The sequence below is a fragment of the Enterobacter asburiae genome, assembly GCA_011754535.1.
Classification (GTDB): Bacteria; Pseudomonadota; Gammaproteobacteria; order Enterobacterales; family Enterobacteriaceae; genus Enterobacter; species Enterobacter cloacae_N.
In genome coordinates this window covers 4,593,623-4,616,608 of sequence record JAAQVN010000001.1, presented here as the reverse complement: position 1 = coordinate 4,616,608, position 22,986 = coordinate 4,593,623, and the positions used below count along the sequence as shown (strand labels likewise).

Genomic DNA, 22,986 nt, shown 5'->3' with positions numbered 1-22,986 from the left:
ACCAGCCGCCCGTCAGGGCGGTTGTTCTATGGGGATTCGCATGTTTGATATCGGACTCAACCTGACCAGTTCACAGTTTGCGAAAGATCGTGACGAGGTGGTTGCACGGGCTTTTGACGCCGGCGTCAAAGGACTCCTGCTGACCGGGACCAACCTGCATGAGAGTGAGCAGGCGCAGCGGCTGGCGCAACGTTATCAACGCTGCTGGTCAACCGCAGGCGTTCACCCTCATGACAGCAGTCAGTGGACTGAGGAGGGCGCAGAAACACTGCGCGCGCTGGCGAAAACAGCAGAGGTGGTGGCTATTGGCGAGTGCGGGCTCGATTTCAACCGCAACTACTCGACGCCTGACGAACAGGAAAAGGCATTCACTGCCCAGCTTGCGCTGGCTGCAGAGCTTGAGATGCCCGTCTTTATGCACTGTCGCGATGCGCATGAACGTTTTCTCGCACTGCTCGACCCGTGGCTGGATAAACTGCCGGGCGCAGTGCTGCACTGCTTCACCGGTTCACGGCAGGAAGCGCTGGATTGCCTGAAGCGAGGGCTTTATCTGGGCATTACCGGTTGGGTTTGCGATGAGCGTCGCGGGCTTGAGCTTCGCGAGCTGCTGCCGGCGATCCCGGCAGAACGCTTGCTTCTTGAAACCGATGCGCCATATCTGCTGCCGCGAGATATGAAGCCCAAACCGGCATCGCGGCGAAATGAGCCCGTCTGGCTGGGGCACATTGTTGAGCGCGTAGCGCACTGGCGCGGAGAGGATCCGCACTGGCTTTCCGCGCAGACGGATGACAACGTGCGTCGCCTGTTCGGGATAAACGTTTAGACTTTGCGGAAGTCGGTGTTTTTCACGCTCTGCAGCACCTGCTTGTTCAGCAGATTGAGCAACAGCATTGAGCGTGCTTCACCGTCCGGCTCGGCGAAAATCGCCTGCAGGCCTTCGAATGCGCCTTCCGTAATGACGACGCTATCGCCCGCGTAAGGGGTTTCCGGATCGGTGATCCCTTCAGGCTGTTGATAAACAGACAGCTGATGAATGACGGTCGACGGAACCGTGGCCGGGTGGGCACCAAAACGAACGAAGTGGCTGACGCCGCGCGTTGCGCTGATGGTGGTGGTGTGGATCACCTCAGGGTCGAACTCCACGAACAGATAGTTCGGGAATAGAGGCTCACTGACGGTTGTGCGCTTCCCGCGCTGCATTTTTTCAAGCGTGATCACGGGTGTCAGACAATTTACTGACTGACGTTCAAGATGTTCCTGCGCGCGCTGAAGTTGCCCGCGTTTGCAATACAGTAAATACCAGGCCTGCATAATCACTCTTTCCCTTAGTTCGGGGCGCAAGCATATCAAAACCCTGGAGGGATCGCTAAGTTGATTATAATGGGGGAAATTCGAACACAACGGATAAGTTCACGCGAATTTAACAAAATTACAGCATCGAGAAGGCTTACGCCGTATAATGAAGCGCTTACAGAGAGGCCATGACTAACTGCATGAAATACCACGATCTCCGCGACTTCCTGACGCTGCTGGAACAGCAGGGTGAATTGAAACGCATTACGCTTCCTGTTGATCCTTATCTGGAAATGACAGAAATTGCTGACCGGACTCTGCGTGCCGGTGGTCCCGCATTACTGTTTGAAAATCCCAAAGGTTACTCCATGCCGGTGCTGTGCAACCTGTTCGGCACTCCGCGTCGTGTCGCCCTGGGGATGGGGCAGGAAGACGTTACCGCGCTGCGTGAAGTGGGTAAACTGCTGGCATTTTTGAAAGAGCCAGAGCCGCCGAAAGGCTTCCGCGATCTGTTCGACAAGCTGCCGCAGTTTAAGCAGGTGCTAAACATGCCCACCAAACGACTGCGCGGCGCGCCGTGCCAGCAGAAAGTGCTGGAAGGTGAGGCGGTGGATCTCACCAAAATTCCGATTATGCAGTGCTGGCCTGAAGATGCTGCGCCGCTGATTACCTGGGGCCTCACCGTGACGCGCGGGCCGCATAAAGAGCGGCAAAACCTCGGTATTTATCGCCAGCAGCTGATTGGCAAAAATAAGCTCATCATGCGCTGGCTGTCGCATCGCGGCGGCGCGCTGGATTTCCAGGAGTGGTGTGCTGCGCATCCGGGTGAACGTTTCCCGGTGTCTGTCGCCTTAGGCGCCGATCCGGCCACCATTCTGGGCGCGGTCACGCCCGTCCCGGATACGCTCTCTGAATATGCCTTTGCCGGCCTGCTGCGTGGGACCAAAACCGAGGTCGTGAAGTGTATCTCTAACGATCTCGAAGTACCGGCCAGTGCAGAAATTGTGCTGGAAGGTTACATTGAGCAGGGTGAAATGGCGCCAGAAGGCCCTTACGGCGACCATACCGGCTATTACAACGAAGTGGATAACTTCCCGGTGTTTACCGTCACGCACATTACCCAGCGTGAAGATGCGATTTATCACTCAACCTATACTGGCCGTCCACCGGATGAACCGGCGGTGCTGGGCGTGGCGCTGAACGAAGTATTTGTGCCGATCCTGCAAAAGCAGTTCCCGGAAATCGTTGATTTTTATCTGCCGCCTGAAGGATGCTCGTATCGCATGGCGGTGGTTACGATGAAGAAACAGTACCCAGGTCATGCTAAACGCGTGATGATGGGCGTATGGTCTTTCCTGCGCCAGTTTATGTATACCAAATTTGTTATTGTCTGCGATGATGACGTTAACGCCCGCGACTGGAATGACGTCATCTGGGCAATCACCACGCGAATGGATCCTGCGCGTGATACGGTGTTAGTCGAAAACACGCCGATAGATTATCTGGATTTTGCCTCGCCGGTTTCCGGTCTTGGCTCAAAGATGGGACTGGATGCCACAAATAAATGGCCTGGCGAAACCGACCGTGAATGGGGTCGCCCGATCAAAAAAGATCCTGCCGTGACCGCGCGAATTGACGCGATCTGGGACGAACTGGCCATAATGAATAACGGTAAACTCTGAGCTGACCGTTAAGCCCTATAGACTTCCCGACAGAGAGAGCGAATGACAACCTTAAGCTGTAAAGTGACGTCGGTAGATGCTATTACCGACACCGTATATCGCGTCCGCCTGGTTCCTGAAGCGGCATTCTCATTCCGTGCCGGCCAGTACCTGATGGTCGTGATGGATGAGCGTGATAAGCGTCCTTTCTCTATGGCCTCTACGCCAGCAGAGCAGGAATTTATTGAGCTGCATATTGGTGCGTCTGAGCTTAACCTGTACGCGATGGCCGTGATGGACCGCATCCTGAAAGAGCGTGAGATTGTGGTCGATATTCCTCACGGCGAGGCATGGTTACGTGATGACGAAGACCGTCCACTGATCCTGATCGCTGGTGGTACAGGCTTCTCATATGTGCGCTCTATTCTGTTGACCGCACTGGCGCGTAACCCGGAACGTGATATCACCATCTACTGGGGCGGCCGCGAAGAGAAGCACCTGTATGACCTGTCTGAACTGGAAGCGCTGAGCATCAACCATCCAAATCTACGCATCGAGCCAGTGGTCGAGCAGCCTGAAGAGGGCTGGCGTGGACGTAGTGGAACGGTGCTGACGGCGGTACTGCAGGATCACGGTACGCTGGCGGGACATGATATCTACATTGCAGGTCGTTTCGAGATGGCGAAAATTGCCCGCGACCTGTTCTGTAATGAACGTGACGCGCGTGAAGACCGTCTGTTCGGCGATGCGTTTGCCTTCATTTAAATAAAAAACCCGCCCCTGACAGGCGGGAAGAACGGCAACTAAACTGTCTCTCTTCGCCAATGACGCCATAACTGCGTTAGCTGCGCTCGTTTTGACGCCATTGGCTTTGAGATACTTTTCCTGATTTACACTCTTTCAAACACCGTCGCGATACCCTGACCCAAACCAATACACATCGTTGCCAGACCAAACTGGGCATCTTTGCGTTCCATCAGGTTGATAAGCGTGGTGCTGATACGCGCCCCGGAGCAGCCCAGCGGGTGACCGAGAGCGATCGCGCCACCGTTGAGGTTGATCTTCTCGTCGATCTGCTCCATCAGCCCCAGATCTTTAATGCACGGCAGGATCTGCGCGGCGAAGGCTTCGTTCATTTCGAACAGATCGATATCGCTGGCGGTTAACCCCGCTTTTTTCAGCGCCAGCTTCGAGGCCGGAACCGGTCCGTAACCCATGATCGAAGGATCGCAGCCCACCACCGCCATCGAACGTACCCGAGCACGAGGGGTTAAGCCCAGCTCGCGGGCGCGGCTTTCGCTCATTACCAGCATCGCGGCGGCGCCGTCGGACAGCGCTGACGAAGTACCCGCCGTTACCGTACCGGTGACCGGATCAAACGCAGGGCGCAGGGTAGAAAGTGCTTCTACGGTGGTTTCCGGGCGGATGACTTCGTCGTAACTGAACTGCTTCAGTACGCCGTCCGCGTCGTGGCCGCCGGTCGGGATGATCTCATTCTTAAAGGCGCCGGACTGCGTTGCCGCCCATGCGCGAGCGTGAGAGCGTGCGGCAAAGGCATCCTGCATTTCACGGCTGATGCCGTGCAGGCGGGAGAGCATCTCGGCGGTCAAACCCATCATCCCCGCGGCTTTCGCCACGTTGCGGCTCATGCCCGGGTGGAAATCGACTCCGTGGCTCATCGGTACGTGACCCATGTGCTCCACGCCCCCCACCATGCAGGCCTGGGCATCGCCGGTCATGATCATGCGCGCCGCGTCGTGCAGCGCCTGCATGGACGAACCGCACAGACGGTTGACGGTGACCGCCGGAACCGAGTGTGGGATCTCCGCCAGCAGCGACGCGTTACGGGCGATGTTGAAACCTTGCTCCAGGGTCTGCTGTACGCAGCCCCAGTAAATATCGTCGAGCGCAGCAGGATCCAGCGCCGGGTTACGCGCCAGCAGGCTACGCATCAGGTGCGCGGAGAGATCTTCCGCACGCACGTTACGGAACGCGCCGCCTTTTGAACGGCCCATCGGGGTGCGAATCGCATCAACAATGACAACCTTTTCCATTGTGACTCCTTAAGCCGTTTTCAGCTCGCCAACCGGACGGGCTGGCTCAACTGCTGGATAGTAGGGTTCGTTATGGCGCGCTTTGTTACGCAGCCCTTCCGGCACCTCATAAAGCGGGCCGAGGTGCTGGTACTGCTGGGCCATATCGAGATAGCGGGCGCTGCCGAGCGTGTCCAGCCAGCGGAACGCGCCGCCGTGGAACGGAGGGAAGCCGAGGCCGTATACCAGCGCCATGTCGGCTTCTGCCGGGCTGGCGATAATGCCTTCTTCAAGGCAACGCACCACTTCGTTGATCATTGGAATCATCATCCGGGCGATGATCTCATCGTCCGTGAAGTCGCGCTTCGGCTGGCTAACGTCGGCCAGCAGGCCATCGACCACGGCATCTTCTTCTTTCTTCGGTTTACCTTTGCTGTCTTCTTTATAGCGCCAGAAGCCCAGGCCGTTTTTCTGGCCGAAGCGGTTGGCGTCGAACAGCGCGTCAATGGCGTCGCGATAATCTTTCTGCATGCGCTGCGGGAAGCCTGCCGCCATCACCGCCTGGGCGTGGTGGGCGGTATCAATGCCCACCACGTCCAGCAGATATGCCGGGCCCATTGGCCAGCCGAACTGTTTTTCCATTACTTTGTCGATTTTGCGGAAGTCCGCGCCGTCGCGCAGCAATTGGCTAAAACCGGCGAAGTACGGGAACAGCACGCGGTTAACAAAGAAGCCCGGGCAGTCGTTAACGACGATCGGTGTTTTACCCATCTTGCTTGCCCACGCCACCACTTTAGCAATGGTTTCGTCAGAGGTTTTTTCCCCACGGATCACTTCGACCAGCGGCATACGGTGTACCGGGTTGAAGAAGTGCATCCCGCAGAAGTTTTCCGGACGCTTCAGCACGCTCGCCAGCTCGCTGATTGGAATGGTGGAGGTGTTAGAGGCCAGTACGGTCTCAGGACGAACCTTGTCTTCCGTTTCCGCCAGCACCGCTTTTTTGACTTTCGAGTTCTCGACGACGGCTTCGACCACCACGTCGACACGGTCGAAACCGCTGTATTCCAGCACAGGCTGAATGGTGGAGATCACGCCTGCAAGCTTCAGCCCGTCAATTTTTCCGCGTTCCAGCTGCTTATTCAGCAGCTTGGCCGCTTCGGTCATGCCCAGCGTCAGAGATTTCTCGTTGATGTCTTTCATCACTACCGGTACGCCTTTCCAGGCCGACTGGTAAGCGATGCCGCCGCCCATAATACCGGCGCCGAGCACTGCCGCATGTTTTGGCGTCTCAACGTTTTTGGTCAGCTGTTTGGCTTTGCCCTTCACGAACTGATCGTTGAGGAAGATGCCAACCAGCGCGCGGGCTTCATTGGTGTGCGCCAGCGGAACAAAGCTTTGATTTTCGAGCTTCAGGGCTTCGTCGCGGCCAAATCGGGCTGCCGCTTCAATGGTTTTCACCGCCGTAATTGGCGCCGGGTAGTGTTTACCCGCCGTCTGCATCACCATGCCTTTGGCCATGGTGAAGCTCATGGTGGCTTCAATCTTGCTGAGCTTTAACGGCTCCAGCTTCGGCTGGCGCTTGGCCTTCCAGTCGAGATCGCCGTTAATCGCCTGACGCAGTATGGCAAGTGCGCCTTCAACCAGCTTCTCTGGCTTCACGACGCCGTCGACCAGGCCGATTTTCTGCGCCTGTTCCGCGCCTACGTCTTTACCAGCGGCAATGATTTCCAGGGCGCTGTCTGCACCCAGCATGCGCGGCATGCGCACGGATCCGCCAAAGCCCGGCATAATGCCCAGCTTGGTTTCCGGCAGGCCGATGCGCAGGTCCGGCGTCGCCAAACGGTAGTCGGTCGCCAGCACGCACTCGCACCCGCCGCCCAGCGCGTAGCCGTTCACGGCAGAGATCGTTGGAACAGGCAGATCTTCCAGGCGATTAAAGACGCTGTTGGCAAAGTGCAGCCACTGGCTCAGCTGTTCTTCCGGAACCTGGAACAGCGAAAGGAATTCGGTGATATCGGCACCGACAATAAAGGCCGCTTTGTTAGAGCGCAGCAGCAGCCCTTTTAATTCAGATTGCTTTTCAAGCACTTCCAGCGCCTGGCCAAGACTGGCCACCGTCGCGGTATCAAGCTTATTCACTGAGCCGGGGGCATCGAACACCAGTTCGGCAATGCCGTCTTCCAGCCAGTTGAGGTACAGGGTGTCGCCTTTGTAAAGCATGTCAGTCTCCTGAATCCAGCAAGTGGATCTGGTCATACCAGATGAAACGGAGTGTGGAATTTATGTTAATAAAATGCAAATTACTCATTAAGAAAATGCTGCATTGATCACGGTCGGTGGAAATCACGCAGCCGGAGTGAGGTGTGCTAAGATGCGATGACTTGAGGTCAAAAAAACGAAAGGAAGAATGATGGACTCACTGGCTTCGCTTTATAAAAATCATATCGTTACCCTACAGGAACGTACCCGCGATGTACTGGCCCGCTTCAAGCTGGATGCCCTGCTGATCCACTCCGGCGAGCTGATGAATACTTTTCTTGATGATCACGCCTACCCGTTTAAGGTCAACCCGCAGTTTAAAGCCTGGGTGCCGGTGACTCAGGTTCCAAATTGCTGGCTGCTGGTGGATGGCGTGAACAAGCCGAAACTGTGGTTCTACCTGCCGGTCGATTACTGGCACAACGTTGAACCATTGCCGACCTCTTTCTGGACGGAAGAAATTGAGGTTATTGCTCTGCCGAAAGCGGACGGTATTGGCAGCCAGCTGCCAGCGGCGCGCGGCAACATCGGCTACATCGGCCCCGTACCTGAACGTGCGCTCGGTCTGGATATTCCGGCAGATAAACTCAACCCGAAAGGCGTGCTGGATTACCTTCATTACTATCGCGCGTATAAGACTGACTACGAACTTTACTGCATGCGTGAAGCGCAAAAAACGGCGGTGAATGGCCACCGTGCCGCGCACGAGGCGTTCCAGTCAGGCATGAGCGAGTTCGACATTAACCAGGCCTACCTGACCGCAACCGGTCACCGCGACACCGACGTGCCGTACAGCAACATCGTCGCGCTGAACGAGCATGCGTCTGTTCTCCACTACACCAAACTGGATCACCAGGTTCCGTCTGAGATGCGCAGCTTCCTGCTGGATGCAGGCGCAGAGTACAACGGCTATGCGGCCGACCTGACCCGTACCTGGGCGGCAAATGCGGACACCGATTTCGCGCAGTTGATTAAAGACGTGAATGATGAGCAGCTGGCGCTGATTGGCACCATGAAAGCCGGAACCAGCTACGTGGATTACCACATCCAGTTCCATCAGCGCATCGCCAAACTGCTGCGTAAGCATCAGATTGTGAAAGACATGAGCGAAGAGGCGATGGTCGAGAACGATCTGACCGGGCCATTTATGCCGCACGGTATCGGCCATCCGCTGGGCCTGCAGGTTCACGACGTTGCGGGCTTTATGCAGGATGATACCGGCACGCACCTGGCGGCACCGTCTAAATATCCTTACCTGCGCTGCACCCGTATTCTTGAGCCGCGTATGGTACTGACGATTGAACCAGGGATCTACTTTATCGAATCCCTGCTGGCGCCGTGGCGTGAAGGTCAGTTCAGCAAACACTTCAACTGGGAAAAAATCGACGCGCTGAAGCCGTTTGGCGGCATTCGTATCGAAGATAACGTGGTGGTTCACGAAAACGGTATCGAGAATATGACGCGAGACCTGAAGCTGGCCTGATGGAAAGCTGGCTGATACCGGCTGAACCGGTCACCTTTGTCGAGGAAATCAAGAAAAGCCGCTTTATTACGCTGCTGGCGCATACCGATGGCGTAGAGGCGGCAAAGGCGTTTGTCGAGTCCGTCCGGGCCGAGCATCCCGACGCACGTCACCACTGCGTGGCGTGGGTGGCAGGGCCGCCTGACGATTCACAACAGCTGGGGTTTTCCGACGATGGTGAACCGGCGGGCACGGCCGGTAAACCCATGCTTTCACAGCTGATGGGCAGCGGCGTGGGTGAAATTACCGCCGTGGTGGTGCGCTACTACGGCGGCATTCTGTTAGGTACGGGCGGGCTGGTTAAAGCGTATGGTGGCGGAGTTCAGCAGGCACTGAATATCCTGACGACCATCCGCAAAACGCCGCTCACCGAATATACTTTGTTGTGCGATTACGCTCAGCTATCGGGCATTGAAACGCTGCTCAAACAATTTAACGGCGTGATTGCGCACAGTGATTACCAGGCAATGGTGCAATTACGCGTGGCGCTTCCTCAGGCGGAACTGGCTGCTTTTTCAGCAAAACTGGCTGATTTCAGTCGCGGTTCGTTGCAATTGCTGCCGATTGAAGAATAATCCCACCTCACTTTTTTGAATACCAAAGGAAACGGCAGAGATGCATTTTCGTGCCATAACCCGAATCGTTGGACTGCTGGTCATACTCTTTTCGGGGACGATGATTCTCCCTGGACTGGTGGCGCTTATCTACCGGGACGGCGCGGGGCGGGCATTTACCCAGACCTTCTTTGTCGCGCTGGCGATCGGCTCGCTGCTGTGGTGGCCGAACCGTCGTCAGAAAGGTGAGCTGAAATCTCGCGAAGGATTTCTGATTGTGGTCCTGTTCTGGACGGTGCTGGGAAGTGTCGGTTCGCTGCCCTTTATCTTCTCTGAACAGCCTAATCTCAGCATCACGGACGCCTTTTTTGAATCCTTCTCCGGATTAACGACCACCGGGGCGACGACGCTGGTGGGGCTGGATTCGTTACCGCACGCTATTCTCTTTTATCGCCAGATGCTGCAGTGGTTCGGGGGGATGGGGATCATCGTCCTGGCGGTGGCTATTCTCCCGATTCTGGGCGTCGGGGGGATGCAGCTGTACAGGGCTGAAATGCCGGGACCGCTGAAAGACAACAAGATGCGCCCACGTATTGCCGAGACGGCGAAAACCCTGTGGCTGATTTATGTTCTGTTGACGGTAGCCTGCGCGCTGGCGCTCTGGTTTGCCGGGATGCCTGCTTTCGATGCTATCGGACACAGCTTTGCGACAATTGCTATCGGCGGGTTCTCCACCCACGACGCCAGCGTGGGCTACTTCGACAGTCCAACGATAAACACCATCATTGCCATTTTCCTGCTGATCTCCGGTTGTAACTACGGTCTGCACTTCTCGTTACTCAGCGGGCGTAGCCTGAAGGTGTACTCGCGCGATCCTGAGTTCCGCATGTTCATTGGCGTCCAGCTTACACTGGTCGTCATCTGCACCCTGGTGCTGTGGTTCCATGATGTTTACAACTCTGCGCTAACCACGCTTAATCAGGCGTTCTTCCAGGTGGTGTCGATGGCGACGACCGCTGGGTTTACCACGGACAGCATCGCGCGCTGGCCGCTGTTCCTGCCGGTACTGCTGCTGTGCTCTGCCTTTATCGGCGGCTGCGCCGGGTCGACGGGTGGTGGCCTGAAGGTGATTCGTATTCTGCTGCTGTTCAAGCAGGGGAACCGTGAGCTGAAGCGTCTGGTTCACCCGAATGCGGTCTACAGCATCAAGCTGGGTAACCGCGCACTGCCGGAACGTATCCTCGAGGCGGTGTGGGGGTTCTTCTCGGCGTATGCGCTGGTCTTTATCGTCAGCATGCTGGCGATCATTGCGACGGGGGTGGATGATTTCTCCGCCTTTGCGTCCGTCGTCGCAACATTGAATAACCTCGGGCCTGGCCTGGGGGTTGTGGCGGATAACTTTGCCAGTATGAACCCGGTCGCGAAATGGATCCTCATTGCCAATATGCTGTTTGGTCGTCTTGAGGTCTTTACCCTGCTGGTGCTGTTCACCCCAACATTCTGGCGCGAATAAGGAGCCGTTGATGAAAACACTGATTCTTTTCTCTACGCGAGACGGGCAAACGCGTGAGATTGCCGCGTATCTGGCGTCGGAATTAAAAGAGCTGGGCATTTACTCGGATGTGGTGAACCTGAATCGCGCGGAGCAGATTGCCTGGCAGGAGTACGATCGCGTGGTGATTGGCGCCTCCATTCGTTACGGGCATTTCCATCCGGCGCTGGATCGCTTTGTGAAAAAGCACACGACGGTACTCAACAAATTGCCGGGTGCGTTTTACTCGGTCAATCTGGTTGCCCGTAAAGCCGAAAAGCGTACGCCGCAGACCAACAGCTACACGCGCAAGTTTTTGCTCAGCTCGCCGTGGCAGCCAGACCTGTGTGCCGTTTTTGCCGGCGCGCTGCGCTACCCTCGCTACCGCTGGTATGACCGCTTTATGATCCGCCTGATTATGAAGATGACCGGGGGTGAAACCGATACGCGTAAAGAAGTGGTTTATACCGACTGGTCTCAGGTGGCCGGTTTTGCACGGGAAATTGCGCATTTAGCGGGCGATTCGCGACTTAAATAAGCGTTAAGTTTGAAAAGTGAGCGAACGAAAAGTTTTTTGTATTTTGTGCTTGTCACTTAAGAATAACTCCCTATAATGCGCCTCCACTGACACGGAACAACGGCACACACGCCGCCGGGCCAGCAGAGAAAAGCAAAACAAACGCTTGACTCTGAAGCGGGAAAGCGTAATATGCACACCCCGCGCCGCAGCGAAAACGAAGCGGCACTGCTCTTTAACAATTTATCAGACAATCTGTGTGGGCACTCAAAGTGACATGGATTCTTAACGTCGCAAGACGAAAAATGAATACCAAGTCTCTGAGTGAACATGCGTAATTCATTACGAAGTTTAATTCACGAGCATCAAACTTAAATTGAAGAGTTTGATCATGGCTCAGATTGAACGCTGGCGGCAGGCCTAACACATGCAAGTCGAACGGTAGCACAGAGAGCTTGCTCTCGGGTGACGAGTGGCGGACGGGTGAGTAATGTCTGGGAAACTGCCTGATGGAGGGGGATAACTACTGGAAACGGTAGCTAATACCGCATAACGTCGCAAGACCAAAGAGGGGGACCTTCGGGCCTCTTGCCATCAGATGTGCCCAGATGGGATTAGCTAGTAGGTGGGGTAACGGCTCACCTAGGCGACGATCCCTAGCTGGTCTGAGAGGATGACCAGCCACACTGGAACTGAGACACGGTCCAGACTCCTACGGGAGGCAGCAGTGGGGAATATTGCACAATGGGCGCAAGCCTGATGCAGCCATGCCGCGTGTATGAAGAAGGCCTTCGGGTTGTAAAGTACTTTCAGCGGGGAGGAAGGCGATAAGGTTAATAACCTTGTCGATTGACGTTACCCGCAGAAGAAGCACCGGCTAACTCCGTGCCAGCAGCCGCGGTAATACGGAGGGTGCAAGCGTTAATCGGAATTACTGGGCGTAAAGCGCACGCAGGCGGTCTGTCAAGTCGGATGTGAAATCCCCGGGCTCAACCTGGGAACTGCATTCGAAACTGGCAGGCTAGAGTCTTGTAGAGGGGGGTAGAATTCCAGGTGTAGCGGTGAAATGCGTAGAGATCTGGAGGAATACCGGTGGCGAAGGCGGCCCCCTGGACAAAGACTGACGCTCAGGTGCGAAAGCGTGGGGAGCAAACAGGATTAGATACCCTGGTAGTCCACGCCGTAAACGATGTCGACTTGGAGGTTGTGCCCTTGAGGCGTGGCTTCCGGAGCTAACGCGTTAAGTCGACCGCCTGGGGAGTACGGCCGCAAGGTTAAAACTCAAATGAATTGACGGGGGCCCGCACAAGCGGTGGAGCATGTGGTTTAATTCGATGCAACGCGAAGAACCTTACCTACTCTTGACATCCAGAGAACTTAGCAGAGATGCTTTGGTGCCTTCGGGAACTCTGAGACAGGTGCTGCATGGCTGTCGTCAGCTCGTGTTGTGAAATGTTGGGTTAAGTCCCGCAACGAGCGCAACCCTTATCCTTTGTTGCCAGCGGTCCGGCCGGGAACTCAAAGGAGACTGCCAGTGATAAACTGGAGGAAGGTGGGGATGACGTCAAGTCATCATGGCCCTTACGAGTAGGGCTACACACGTGCTACAATGGCGCATACAAAGAGAAGCGACCTCGCGAGAGCAAGCGGACCTCATAAAGTGCGTCGTAGTCCGGATTGGAGTCTGCAACTCGACTCCATGAAGTCGGAATCGCTAGTAATCGTGGATCAGAATGCCACGGTGAATACGTTCCCGGGCCTTGTACACACCGCCCGTCACACCATGGGAGTGGGTTGCAAAAGAAGTAGGTAGCTTAACCTTCGGGAGGGCGCTTACCACTTTGTGATTCATGACTGGGGTGAAGTCGTAACAAGGTAACCGTAGGGGAACCTGCGGTTGGATCACCTCCTTACCTTAAAGAACCTGCCTTTGCAGTGCTCACACAGATTGTCTGATGAAAAACAGCAGTAAAAATCTCTGCAGGCTTGTAGCTCAGGTGGTTAGAGCGCACCCCTGATAAGGGTGAGGTCGGTGGTTCAAGTCCACTCAGGCCTACCAAATTTTCCCTGATACTGCGTTGCGGCAACGCTCACATACTGATGTATGATTCGCGTTTCCACGCCTTGTCTCAGGAAAAATTACCGGTACAGAGATTTGTAATACGATGGGGCTATAGCTCAGCTGGGAGAGCGCCTGCTTTGCACGCAGGAGGTCTGCGGTTCGATCCCGCATAGCTCCACCATCTTTTACTGCGAACACAAGAAAACTTCAGAGTGAACCTGAAAAGGTGCACTGCGAAGTTTTGCTCTTTAAAAATCTGGATCAAGCTGAAAATTGAAACGACACACATGTTATGTGTGTTCGAGTCTCTCAAATTTTCGCAATCAGAAGTGAAACATCTTCGGGTTGTGAGGTTAAGCGACTAAGCGTACACGGTGGATGCCCTGGCAGTCAGAGGCGATGAAGGACGTGCTAATCTGCGAAAAGCGCCGGCGAGGTGATATGAACCTTTGACCCGGCGATGTCCGAATGGGGAAACCCAGTGTGATTCGTCACACTATCGTTAACTGAATACATAGGTTAACGAGGCGAACCGGGGGAACTGAAACATCTAAGTACCCCGAGGAAAAGAAATCAACCGAGATTCCCCCAGTAGCGGCGAGCGAACGGGGAGCAGCCCGGAGTCTGAATCAGCTTGTGTGTTAGTGGAAGCGTCTGGAAAGTCGCAGGGTACAGGGTGATACTCCCGTACACGAAAATGCACAGGCTGTGAACTCGAAGAGTAGGGCGGGACACGTGGTATCCTGTCTGAATATGGGGGGACCATCCTCCAAGGCTAAATACTCCTGACTGACCGATAGTGAACCAGTACCGTGAGGGAAAGGCGAAAAGAACCCCGGCGAGGGGAGTGAAAAAGAACCTGAAACCGTGTACGTACAAGCAGTGGGAGCACCTTCGTGGTGTGACTGCGTACCTTTTGTATAATGGGTCAGCGACTTATATTCTGTAGCAAGGTTAACCGTATAGGGGAGCCGAAGGGAAACCGAGTCTTAACTGGGCGTTAAGTTGCAGGGTATAGACCCGAAACCCGGTGATCTAGCCATGGGCAGGTTGAAGGTTGGGTAACACTAACTGGAGGACCGAACCGACTAATGTTGAAAAATTAGCGGATGACCTGTGGCTGGGGGTGAAAGGCCAATCAAACCGGGAGATAGCTGGTTCTCCCCGAAAGCTATTTAGGTAGCGCCTCGTGAACTCATCTTCGGGGGTAGAGCACTGTTTCGGCTAGGGGGCCATCCCGGCTTACCAACCCGATGCAAACTACGAATACCGAAGAATGTTATCACGGGAGACACACGGCGGGTGCTAACGTCCGTCGTGAAGAGGGAAACAACCCAGACCGCCAGCTAAGGTCCCAAAGTCATGGTTAAGTGGGAAACGATGTGGGAAGGCACAGACAGCCAGGATGTTGGCTTAGAAGCAGCCATCATTTAAAGAAAGCGTAATAGCTCACTGGTCGAGTCGGCCTGCGCGGAAGATGTAACGGGGCTAAACCATGCACCGAAGCTGCGGCAGCGACACTATGTGTTGTTGGGTAGGGGAGCGTTCTGTAAGCCGTCGAAGGTGGCCTGTGAGGGCTGCTGGAGGTATCAGAAGTGCGAATGCTGACATAAGTAACGATAAAGCGGGTGAAAAGCCCGCTCGCCGGAAGACCAAGGGTTCCTGTCCAACGTTAATCGGGGCAGGGTGAGTCGACCCCTAAGGCGAGGCCGAAAGGCGTAGTCGATGGGAAACAGGTTAATATTCCTGTACTTGGTGTTACTGCGAAGGGGGGACGGAGAAGGCTATGTCAGCCGGGCGACGGTTGTCCCGGTTTAAGCGTGTAGGTGTGTGTTCCAGGCAAATCCGGTTCACTTTAACACTGAGGCGTGATGACGAGGCACTACGGTGCTGAAGTGATAAATGCCCTGCTTCCAGGAAAAGCCTCTAAGCATCAGGTAACACGAAATCGTACCCCAAACCGACACAGGTGGTCAGGTAGAGAATACCAAGGCGCTTGAGAGAACTCGGGTGAAGGAACTAGGCAAAATGGTGCCGTAACTTCGGGAGAAGGCACGCTGATATGTAGGTGAAGCCCCTGCGGGTGGAGCTGAAATCAGTCGAAGATACCAGCTGGCTGCAACTGTTTATTAAAAACACAGCACTGTGCAAACACGAAAGTGGACGTATACGGTGTGACGCCTGCCCGGTGCCGGAAGGTTAATTGATGGGGTTAGCGGCAACGCGAAGCTCTTGATCGAAGCCCCGGTAAACGGCGGCCGTAACTATAACGGTCCTAAGGTAGCGAAATTCCTTGTCGGGTAAGTTCCGACCTGCACGAATGGCGTAATGATGGCCAGGCTGTCTCCACCCGAGACTCAGTGAAATTGAACTCGCTGTGAAGATGCAGTGTACCCGCGGCAAGACGGAAAGACCCCGTGAACCTTTACTATAGCTTGACACTGAACACTGGTCCTTGATGTGTAGGATAGGTGGGAGGCTTTGAAGCGTGGACGCCAGTCTGCGTGGAGCCGTCCTTGAAATACCACCCTTTAATGGCTGGTGTTCTAACGTGGACCCGTAATCCGGGTTGCGGACAGTGTCTGGTGGGTAGTTTGACTGGGGCGGTCTCCTCCCAAAGAGTAACGGAGGAGCACGAAGGTTAGCTAATCCTGGTCGGACATCAGGAGGTTAGTGCAATGGCATAAGCTAGCTTGACTGCGAGAGTGACGGCTCGAGCAGGTGCGAAAGCAGGTCATAGTGATCCGGTGGTTCTGAATGGAAGGGCCATCGCTCAACGGATAAAAGGTACTCCGGGGATAACAGGCTGATACCGCCCAAGAGTTCATATCGACGGCGGTGTTTGGCACCTCGATGTCGGCTCATCACATCCTGGGGCTGAAGTAGGTCCCAAGGGTATGGCTGTTCGCCATTTAAAGTGGTACGCGAGCTGGGTTTAGAACGTCGTGAGACAGTTCGGTCCCTATCTGCCGTGGGCGCTGGAGAATTGAGGGGGGCTGCTCCTAGTACGAGAGGACCGGAGTGGACGCATCACTGGTGTTCGGGTTGTCATGCCAATGGCACTGCCCGGTAGCTAAATGCGGAAGAGATAAGTGCTGAAAGCATCTAAGCACGAAACTTGCCCCGAGATGAGTTCTCCCTGAGACTTTAAGTCTCCTGAAGGAACGTTGAAGACGACGACGTTGATAGGTCGGGTGTGTAAGCGCAGCGATGCGTTGAGCTAACCGATACTAATGAACCGTGAGGCTTAACCTTACAACGCCGAAGGTGTTTTGGCGGAAGAGACGCAAACAATATTCAGCCTGATACAGATTAACAGAATTTGCCTGGCGGCTTTAGCGCGGTGGTCCCACCTGACCCCATGCCGAACTCAGAAGTGAAACGCCGTAGCGCCGATGGTAGTGTGGGGTCTCCCCATGTGAGAGTAGGGAACTGCCAGGCATCAATTAAGTGAAGAGGCCATCCGCAAGGATGGCCTTTTTGCGTTTCTGCGCTGCACAAACTAATCCCCCAACGCTCTGCTTATACGGTAAACTACCTGCGTTTTTGCATCAGGATAGCGTCTATGAACCACTCCCTTAAGCCCTGGAATACCTTTGGCATTCAACGTAATGCTAATCAAATTGTACGTGCCGATACAGCACAGCAGCTGCTGGATGCATGGCAAAGCGCAACAGAAAATAACGAACCCGTACTGATTCTGGGCGAAGGAAGCAATGTCCTGTTTCTCGACGATTTCGCGGGCACGGTAATTGTTAACCGCATCATGGGTATTGGTGTGGAAGAGCGCGCAGATAGCTGGCATCTGCACGTGGGGGCCGGAGAAAACTGGCATCACCTGGTGCAATTTACCCTCGAAAAAGGGATGCCGGGTCTGGAAAACCTGGCGCTTATACCAGGCTGTGCCGGATCGTCACCCATTCAAAACATCGGCGCCTACGGCATCGAACTGAAACATGTCTGTGAGTATGTCGACTGCATCGAACTGGCGACCGGAACGGCTAAGCGCTTAACGGCAGAGCAGTGCCGTTTCGGCTACCGTGACAGTATCTTCAAGCATGAATATCAGGATCGCTACGTGATTATCGCCGTGGGCCTGTGCCTGTCGAAAAACTGGCAGCCCGTACTCACCTACGGTGATTTAACGCGGCTCGATCCGGATACCGTCACCCCCCGCGACGTATTTGACTCAGTTTGCCATATGCGGATGACTAAACTTCCCGATCCGAAAGTAAACGGAAATGCTGGAAGCTTCTTCAAAAACCCGGTTATCAGCAGCGAAAATGCAAAAGCCTTCCTTGAAGGATGGCCCACTGCGCCACATTACCCTCAGACCGATGGCAGCGTGAAGCTGGCTGCAGGCTGGCTGATCGATCAATGCCAGTTAAAAGGCGCTTCAGTAGGTGGCGCTGCCGTTCACCAGCAGCAGGCTCTGGTACTGATTAATCAATGCGATGCGACCAGCAATGATGTTGTGCAGCTGGCTCATTATGTTCGTCAGCGTGTGGGCGAAAAGTTTAACGTCTGGCTGGAGCCAGAAGTCCGCTTCATTGGTCGCACAGGTGAAGTGAATGCCGTGGAGACCATTGCGTGAAGGACAATACCATTCCGTTAACCCTGATTAGCATCCTTGCAGACGGGGAGTTCCACTCTGGCGAGCAACTGGGCGAGCAGCTTGGCATGAGCCGTGCCGGCATTAACAAGCATATTCAGACCCTCCGCGACTGGGGTGTTGATGTGTTCACGGTACCCGGAAAAGGCTACAGCCTGCCGGAGCCAATTCAATTGCTGAATGAAGACGTCATCCGCAGCCAGCTTGGACACGGCAATGTTGCGGTGCTGCCGGTAATTGATTCGACGAACCAGTACCTTATGGATCGGCTGAGCGAACTCTCATCCGGCGATGCCTGTGTTGCCGAGTATCAGCAGGCCGGTCGTGGCCGTCGCGGTCGCAAATGGTTCTCGCCATTTGGCGCTAATCTCTATCTGTCCATGTACTGGCGTCTGGAGCAGGGGCCTGCCGCAGCCATTGGCCTGAGTCTGGTCATTGGTATTGTCATGGCGGAAGTACTGCACGATCTGGGTGCCGATCGGGTCCGTGTTAAATGGCCAAACGATCTGTACCTCAACGATCGTAAACTTGCCGGGATCCTGGTCGAACTGACGGGCAAGACCGGTGATGCGGCGCAAATTGTCATTGGTGCGGGCCTCAATATGGTGATGCGTACTGTCCAGAATGACGTGGTGAATCAGGCCTGGACCAACCTCCAGGAGGCGGGGATCGTTATCGATCGTAACACCCTTGCCGTGCGCATGATTAAAGAGCTACGTAGCTCACTCACGCTTTTTGAACAGGAAGGTCTGGCACCGTTCCTGTCTCGTTGGGAAAAGCTGGATAACTTTATTAACCGCCCGGTGAAACTGCTGATTGGTGATAAAGAAATCTACGGGGTTTCCCGCGGTATTGACGCACAGGGCGCGCTGCTTCTGGAGCAGGATGGCGCGATCAAGCCCTGGGTGGGTGGTGAAATTTCCTTGCGAAGCGCCGAATAACCGGAAGGAGTGAACGATGCGAAACTCTGTCTGCGCTACCCTGGCATTTAACGATGGGACAGTCTTCCGGGGAACCCGAAATCACAGCTAAAGACGACTACTATTCGGCAAGTCTGAAAATGCTGGTGTGGATTTCAGCGCAATAATAACCCACTGACTATCCCCTCTCCCGTATGGGGAGAGGGTTAGGGTGAGGGGGAAATCAGTTACTGCGGATACGGTACCCAATCCCCGCCGTTCAGACGAACGTACGGCTTGTTCTGATACTGAATCACCACCGCGTTGGCATTCTCGGAGACTTCTGCCGTTTGCGGCAGGTTGCTGGTGAGCTGATCCCAGTTCACGCTATTTTCCACAAACAGCTTACCGTCAACGGCGCGGGCCACCAGTTCTGAGATCGCCAGATAGCTGGTTGGCTGAGCGATCTCAATCGGTGCACCCTGGTGCGGTGCCTTCATGCCAAAGAATTTAATGCCTGCTGGCACGTTGGTGATGGACGGGCTTGGGATATCACGCAGACCTGACACCTGCATTCTGTCGCCCTTCAGCGCGCCACCGTGCTCAGGTACCACTACCACCATTACTTTACGGCCGGATTTTTCCAGCTCCGTGAAGAACGCGTCCAGCTCGTCAAAAAATTTCTGCGCACGCACTTTATAATCCGCCGTTTTGCTCACGCCCGGGAAGTGGTTACCGTCATGAAGCGGCAGGGTGTTATAGAACGTCGCACTGCGCGGATTACTGTCCTTTTCGATGGTCTGCAGCCAGCGCTGCAGCACGGCGGTATCGTCATAAACCGGCGAACCGTCGAAGCCCAGCAGCGTAACGGGAAGACCGGTTTGATCCATCAGCGGCGCCTGCATGCCACCCTGTTCACGCACCTCTTTCAGGAAGTTACCGAACTGGCCGTTATGCCCCAGCATCAGGTGCTGCGTAAAGCCCAGTTTCGCGAGGTTATCGAACAGATAACACTGGTTACCGGCGGGTTGATAGAGGTTTTTATGCGAAGTCTGACCGCAGCTTGCGCGCAGCAGGCGTATAGCCGCCGGGCCGCTGTACGAGGTGGCAGAGTTAAAATCTTTAAACTGGATGTCAAAGTGGGACCACAGCGGGTGAGACATCAAACCGGCGGCATCCACATCGGCCCAGGAGAGGGAACAGATGTTAATCACCAGCAGCTCAAACGGCTGAGCATCTGCCGGCAGCGCGTCGGGGAATTTCGTCTGTCGCTTGTCTTCTGCGGTATAGAAGCTGGAAAGCCACGCATTGAGATTGGTGGAGGTTGGCGGTGCGGTCTGCGTTGGAATATCGCCCACCACCGGCGTATCACCTGCCGTCGTAACGGTAGCCGCTGCGCTTCCTCCCGTTGTGGTCACCGTTGTCGTCGGCTGACCGGCAGGCCACAGGGAAAAGCTTGGCCCCGCCAGCGTCAGCACGTTAAGCCAGATCATAATGGCGACGACAAACACCGTGACGCGGATCCACTGAGACAGGAACAGCCAGGCAACCAGCAGGACAAAGACGGCGCCAATCATCTGCCAGTTAATGAAACGTTCAACCAGGTCAAGCATATAGTCTGCACTGAATCCCGCGACCTGCGATCCCTGGCTCATTATGCTTTCCGGTCCGGGAAGCCAGGTATCGTGCCAGAACAGCGCAAAGCCGACGGGGATGGCAACCCAGTGACGTAAACGATGCAGCCTGATGTTCGGCAGAGGCATCAGCAGGAAGGCCATAAACACCAGGTTAAGCAGGGGATGGAAATTCAGATAGCCTGCCCACAGCAGACCAAACTTCACCAGAAAGTAGAAGTTCCAGCCGGAAAGGCCGCGCCAGTATTGCCAGAGCGGCGAGGGTGACGAAGCGGTATAGGTAGAATTAGTCATGTTTACGGTCTGCCTTGACGTGTGATGCCCGTGTCAGTGTTCCGGCTGGTTTTACATAGCGAGGTTTTATAAACATCACTCTGGCCGTATCACGGATACGGCGTATGGAATGGCGCGCATAGTAGCCAAGCGGGAAAAAGATCAGCGCACAGAATACGACCAGTTGAATGATATCGCTGATATTCATGATGGTGCGTTCTCCCCATTCTCAGTTAATAAGCGAAGGGGCTCCGGAACCCGACGCCAGACATGTCCGTCATGTCTGGCATTAAGGATCGGTTTTACATCGCTCGTGATTGCGAGCGGTTTAACCCATTGTTCAGGCTGAAGTGCGCGCATCTGCACCAGCTCCGCGCTAATAGCATTATCTTCGAACCAAATCATACGGTTCGAGAAGATGTCCCCGGTAGGCAGGGGGAAGATGTGGTTAAGCGCGGTATCAAGATCGTTTACCCGGCAGAAGGATAAAAACAGCACCAGGCGATTATCGCCAATGGTCATAATGTCCCCTGTACGGTTCGGGCGGCATAAGGTGAGCGCCTGCTCAACGCGAATACCCGGTACCGGGCGCAGGGCAACCATGACCCCTTTACCGTCCGCGGGGAGTAACGTGTTGCTCATCATGTTGCCGACGGCATCGCAGAACGTATCCCATTTCTGGTAGCCGCGCAGCTTCATCGGCTGGGTCATGGAGAGCAGCGTGGAGATGTCTTCCGGTACATGGCGGCTGAACTGCTGGCCCTGAACGCTTTCAATGAGCGTCAGGCAGCGTGACAGCGGTGCATTCCATGGAATAACCATATTTGCACCACAGCCCAGAAGCAGACGCTCATCAGTTGCGCGCAGGCTGGTATTATTTTCGCGCACCACAATTTTTAACGCGCTGCCGCGCTGGCGGCGCAGGGTATGAATTTGTCTCGCCAGCGTCTCAATCTGGTTATTCTGCATCAACGAGAAAATAAGGGTGGCTGCCTGGGTGGTACGGGCTTCATGAAAAAGTGCTTCGTTAGACTCAAACAGCGACCAGTTTTCCGAAAGCGCAGGAGCACCTTCTAAAACTGCAATATGGCTCAGGATGCGTTTTTCGTCACTGCGCGGCTGCACCACGGTTTCTTCCTGCTGTGCCAGGTGCCATTTCCCCTCAACAGGTTTAAGGGTCAGCTGTTGCCTGGCGCTCACGCCCTTTTCATTGCACCAGAAGGCAATATCGTAGAGATAGCTTCCTGCCTGGTCACGAAGACTTGCCAGTCCGAACAGGGAGCGATATTCACCCATTAAAAGTGAGAATAGCTTGTCATTATTACTGCCGGGGTTGACGACCAATAGCGTGCAATTTTGAAATTTTGCCCATTTATTGATTTTTTCCAGCCACGACAGCAGTTTTTCGGCAGGAATATTTTGCAGTGTGTTATTTGCGCATTTAAGAATCACTAAATAGTGATCCGGATCAATAGAGCACTGAACGTCGCGGGGCAAAAAGTATAGACTATCCGCTTCCGCTGACATGGAAAATAAACGTACTTTTTGAGGTCCGCAGTCACTTTCCAGCGTGATAATTTTCTTCGGCTCTTCGCCCATGCTAATGACGGCCACGCGGGAATCCTTACCCTGAGCGGCAATTGTCTGGTTTACCAGGCTGATAGCATCTTCATTACGATCCGTATTAATCCACCAGACTCCACCGACTGGCATGTGGCTCAATTCGTCCCATAATGACTGGATGCCAATAGAAAATATGGAGTCCACGATGTCCCTCTTTTCGTCTAATTTGTCTGTATCTCAGTTTACTAGCGAAAGCGTAGAAATAAACCTAACATTGAAATTAAAGAACATCAGATTTAGCATGTAAATGAAATTTGTCAGGGCAGGACGCCCTGCAACTTCCGAGCGTGCGATTTTCCTCATAGGGATGGAATAAGAATGGATAATAACGAACCTGGAACCCCAGTCGATTCGACTCTGGGTTACACATTCCAAAACGATTTTCTGGCGCTGGCGCAGGCCTTTTCTCTACCTGAAATAGATTATACCGATATTTCCCAGCGGGAACAGTTGGCCGCGGCTATTAAACGCTGGCCGTTATTAGCTGAATTCGCCCATCAACAATAAGGGAGC

Annotated in this window: 16 protein-coding genes, 2 tRNA genes and 3 rRNA genes; 15 read left to right on the top strand and 6 right to left on the bottom strand. The window is 54.6% G+C overall.

Annotated elements, in window-relative coordinates:
• Positions 1 to 40: 40 nt before the first annotated feature.
• Positions 41 to 823, top strand: coding sequence for a 3'-5' ssDNA/RNA exonuclease TatD (gene tatD, locus HBM95_21850; protein ID NIH45548.1), 783 nt, complete (start codon positions 41 to 43; stop codon positions 821 to 823).
• On the opposite strand, the gene rfaH is transcribed toward tatD, so the two are convergent.
• Positions 820 to 1,311 carry a transcription/translation regulatory transformer protein RfaH gene (rfaH, locus tag HBM95_21845; GenBank protein NIH45547.1) on the bottom strand — a complete coding sequence of 164 codons (492 nt, stop codon included), beginning with the start codon at positions 1,309 to 1,311 and terminating at the stop codon, positions 820 to 822. The genes tatD and rfaH overlap by 4 nt on opposite strands.
• 170 nt (positions 1,312 to 1,481) lie before the next feature.
• On the opposite strand from rfaH, the gene ubiD reads away from it, so the two are divergent.
• Both ubiD and fre read left to right on the top strand, forming a co-directional pair.
• A complete protein-coding gene (gene ubiD, locus HBM95_21840; protein NIH45546.1) occupies positions 1,482 to 2,975 on the top strand; it encodes a 4-hydroxy-3-polyprenylbenzoate decarboxylase in 1,494 nt (497 codons plus the stop codon).
• A 42-nt stretch (positions 2,976 to 3,017) separates the two neighbouring features.
• Positions 3,018 to 3,719, top strand: a complete 702-nt coding sequence (fre, locus tag HBM95_21835; protein NIH45545.1) for an NAD(P)H-flavin reductase — start codon at positions 3,018 to 3,020, stop codon at positions 3,717 to 3,719.
• 125 nt (positions 3,720 to 3,844) lie between these two features.
• On the opposite strand, the gene fadA is transcribed toward fre, so the two are convergent.
• Together fadA and fadB are read right to left on the bottom strand one after the other, a co-directional pair.
• Positions 3,845 to 5,008 (bottom strand): acetyl-CoA C-acyltransferase FadA, encoded by a 1,164-nt coding sequence (fadA, locus tag HBM95_21830; GenBank protein ID NIH45544.1) that lies wholly within the window; start codon positions 5,006 to 5,008, stop codon positions 3,845 to 3,847.
• Positions 5,009 to 5,017: 9 nt separating this feature from the next.
• Positions 5,018 to 7,207 (bottom strand): fatty acid oxidation complex subunit alpha FadB, encoded by a 2,190-nt coding sequence (fadB, locus tag HBM95_21825; protein ID NIH45543.1) that lies wholly within the window; start codon positions 7,205 to 7,207, stop codon positions 5,018 to 5,020.
• 190 nt (positions 7,208 to 7,397) lie between these two features.
• On the opposite strand from fadB, the gene pepQ reads away from it, so the two are divergent.
• The 11 genes from pepQ to birA all read left to right on the top strand — a co-directional run bounded on the left by pepQ (position 7,398) and on the right by birA (position 18,985).
• Positions 7,398 to 8,729, top strand: a complete 1,332-nt coding sequence (gene pepQ, locus HBM95_21820; protein NIH45542.1) for a Xaa-Pro dipeptidase — start codon at positions 7,398 to 7,400, stop codon at positions 8,727 to 8,729.
• Complete coding sequence (locus HBM95_21815) at positions 8,729 to 9,343, top strand: IMPACT family protein (GenBank protein ID NIH45541.1); 615 nt, start codon at positions 8,729 to 8,731, stop codon at positions 9,341 to 9,343. The genes pepQ and HBM95_21815 overlap by 1 nt, the downstream gene beginning before the upstream one ends.
• 40 nt (positions 9,344 to 9,383) lie before the next feature.
• Positions 9,384 to 10,835 (top strand): Trk system potassium transporter TrkH, encoded by a 1,452-nt coding sequence (gene trkH, locus HBM95_21810; GenBank protein ID NIH45540.1) that lies wholly within the window; start codon positions 9,384 to 9,386, stop codon positions 10,833 to 10,835.
• Positions 10,836 to 10,845: 10 nt separating this feature from the next.
• Positions 10,846 to 11,391 (top strand): menaquinone-dependent protoporphyrinogen IX dehydrogenase, encoded by a 546-nt coding sequence (gene hemG / locus HBM95_21805; protein ID NIH45539.1) that lies wholly within the window; start codon positions 10,846 to 10,848, stop codon positions 11,389 to 11,391.
• Between the two features lie 352 nt (positions 11,392 to 11,743).
• Positions 11,744 to 13,293 (top strand): 16S ribosomal RNA (locus HBM95_21800).
• Positions 13,294 to 13,352: 59 nt separating this feature from the next.
• Positions 13,353 to 13,429: transfer RNA gene (locus HBM95_21795), tRNA-Ile, on the top strand.
• Positions 13,430 to 13,537: 108 nt separating this feature from the next.
• Positions 13,538 to 13,613 (top strand) — tRNA-Ala (locus HBM95_21790).
• Between the two features lie 161 nt (positions 13,614 to 13,774).
• Positions 13,775 to 16,705, top strand: a 23S ribosomal RNA gene (locus tag HBM95_21785).
• Positions 16,706 to 16,757: 52 nt separating this feature from the next.
• Positions 16,758 to 16,873, top strand: a 5S ribosomal RNA gene (rrf, locus tag HBM95_21780).
• Together the 16S, 23S and 5S rRNA genes with 2 tRNA genes alongside form the textbook arrangement of a ribosomal RNA operon.
• Before the next feature lie 124 nt (positions 16,874 to 16,997).
• The gene (gene murB / locus HBM95_21775) at positions 16,998 to 18,026 is read left to right on the top strand and encodes a UDP-N-acetylmuramate dehydrogenase (protein ID NIH45538.1); all 1,029 of its coding nucleotides are present in this window, start codon (positions 16,998 to 17,000) and stop codon (positions 18,024 to 18,026) included.
• Positions 18,023 to 18,985 (top strand): bifunctional biotin--[acetyl-CoA-carboxylase] ligase/biotin operon repressor BirA, encoded by a 963-nt coding sequence (birA, locus tag HBM95_21770; GenBank protein NIH45537.1) that lies wholly within the window; start codon positions 18,023 to 18,025, stop codon positions 18,983 to 18,985. The genes murB and birA overlap by 4 nt, the downstream gene beginning before the upstream one ends.
• Positions 18,986 to 19,191: 206 nt before the next feature.
• Here birA and bcsG read toward each other — a convergent pair whose 3' ends face one another.
• Genes bcsG through bcsE form a run of 3 tightly spaced genes read right to left on the bottom strand, consistent with a single transcriptional unit; the run spans position 19,192 to position 22,617 of the window.
• On the bottom strand, positions 19,192 to 20,871 hold the full coding sequence (gene bcsG, locus HBM95_21765) for a cellulose biosynthesis protein BcsG (protein NIH45536.1): 1,680 nt from the start codon (positions 20,869 to 20,871) through the stop codon (positions 19,192 to 19,194).
• Complete coding sequence (gene bcsF, locus HBM95_21760; protein ID NIH45535.1) at positions 20,864 to 21,058, bottom strand: cellulose biosynthesis protein BcsF; 195 nt, start codon at positions 21,056 to 21,058, stop codon at positions 20,864 to 20,866. Before bcsF ends, bcsG begins: the two co-directional genes overlap by 8 nt.
• On the bottom strand, positions 21,055 to 22,617 hold the full coding sequence (bcsE, locus tag HBM95_21755) for a cellulose biosynthesis protein BcsE (protein ID NIH45534.1): 1,563 nt from the start codon (positions 22,615 to 22,617) through the stop codon (positions 21,055 to 21,057). Before bcsE ends, bcsF begins: the two co-directional genes overlap by 4 nt.
• Before the next feature lie 174 nt (positions 22,618 to 22,791).
• Here bcsE and HBM95_21750 point away from each other — a divergent pair, with 174 nt between their 5' ends.
• Positions 22,792 to 22,980 (top strand): hypothetical protein, encoded by a 189-nt coding sequence (locus tag HBM95_21750; protein NIH45533.1) that lies wholly within the window; start codon positions 22,792 to 22,794, stop codon positions 22,978 to 22,980.
• The last annotated feature ends 6 nt before the right edge of the window (positions 22,981 to 22,986 follow it).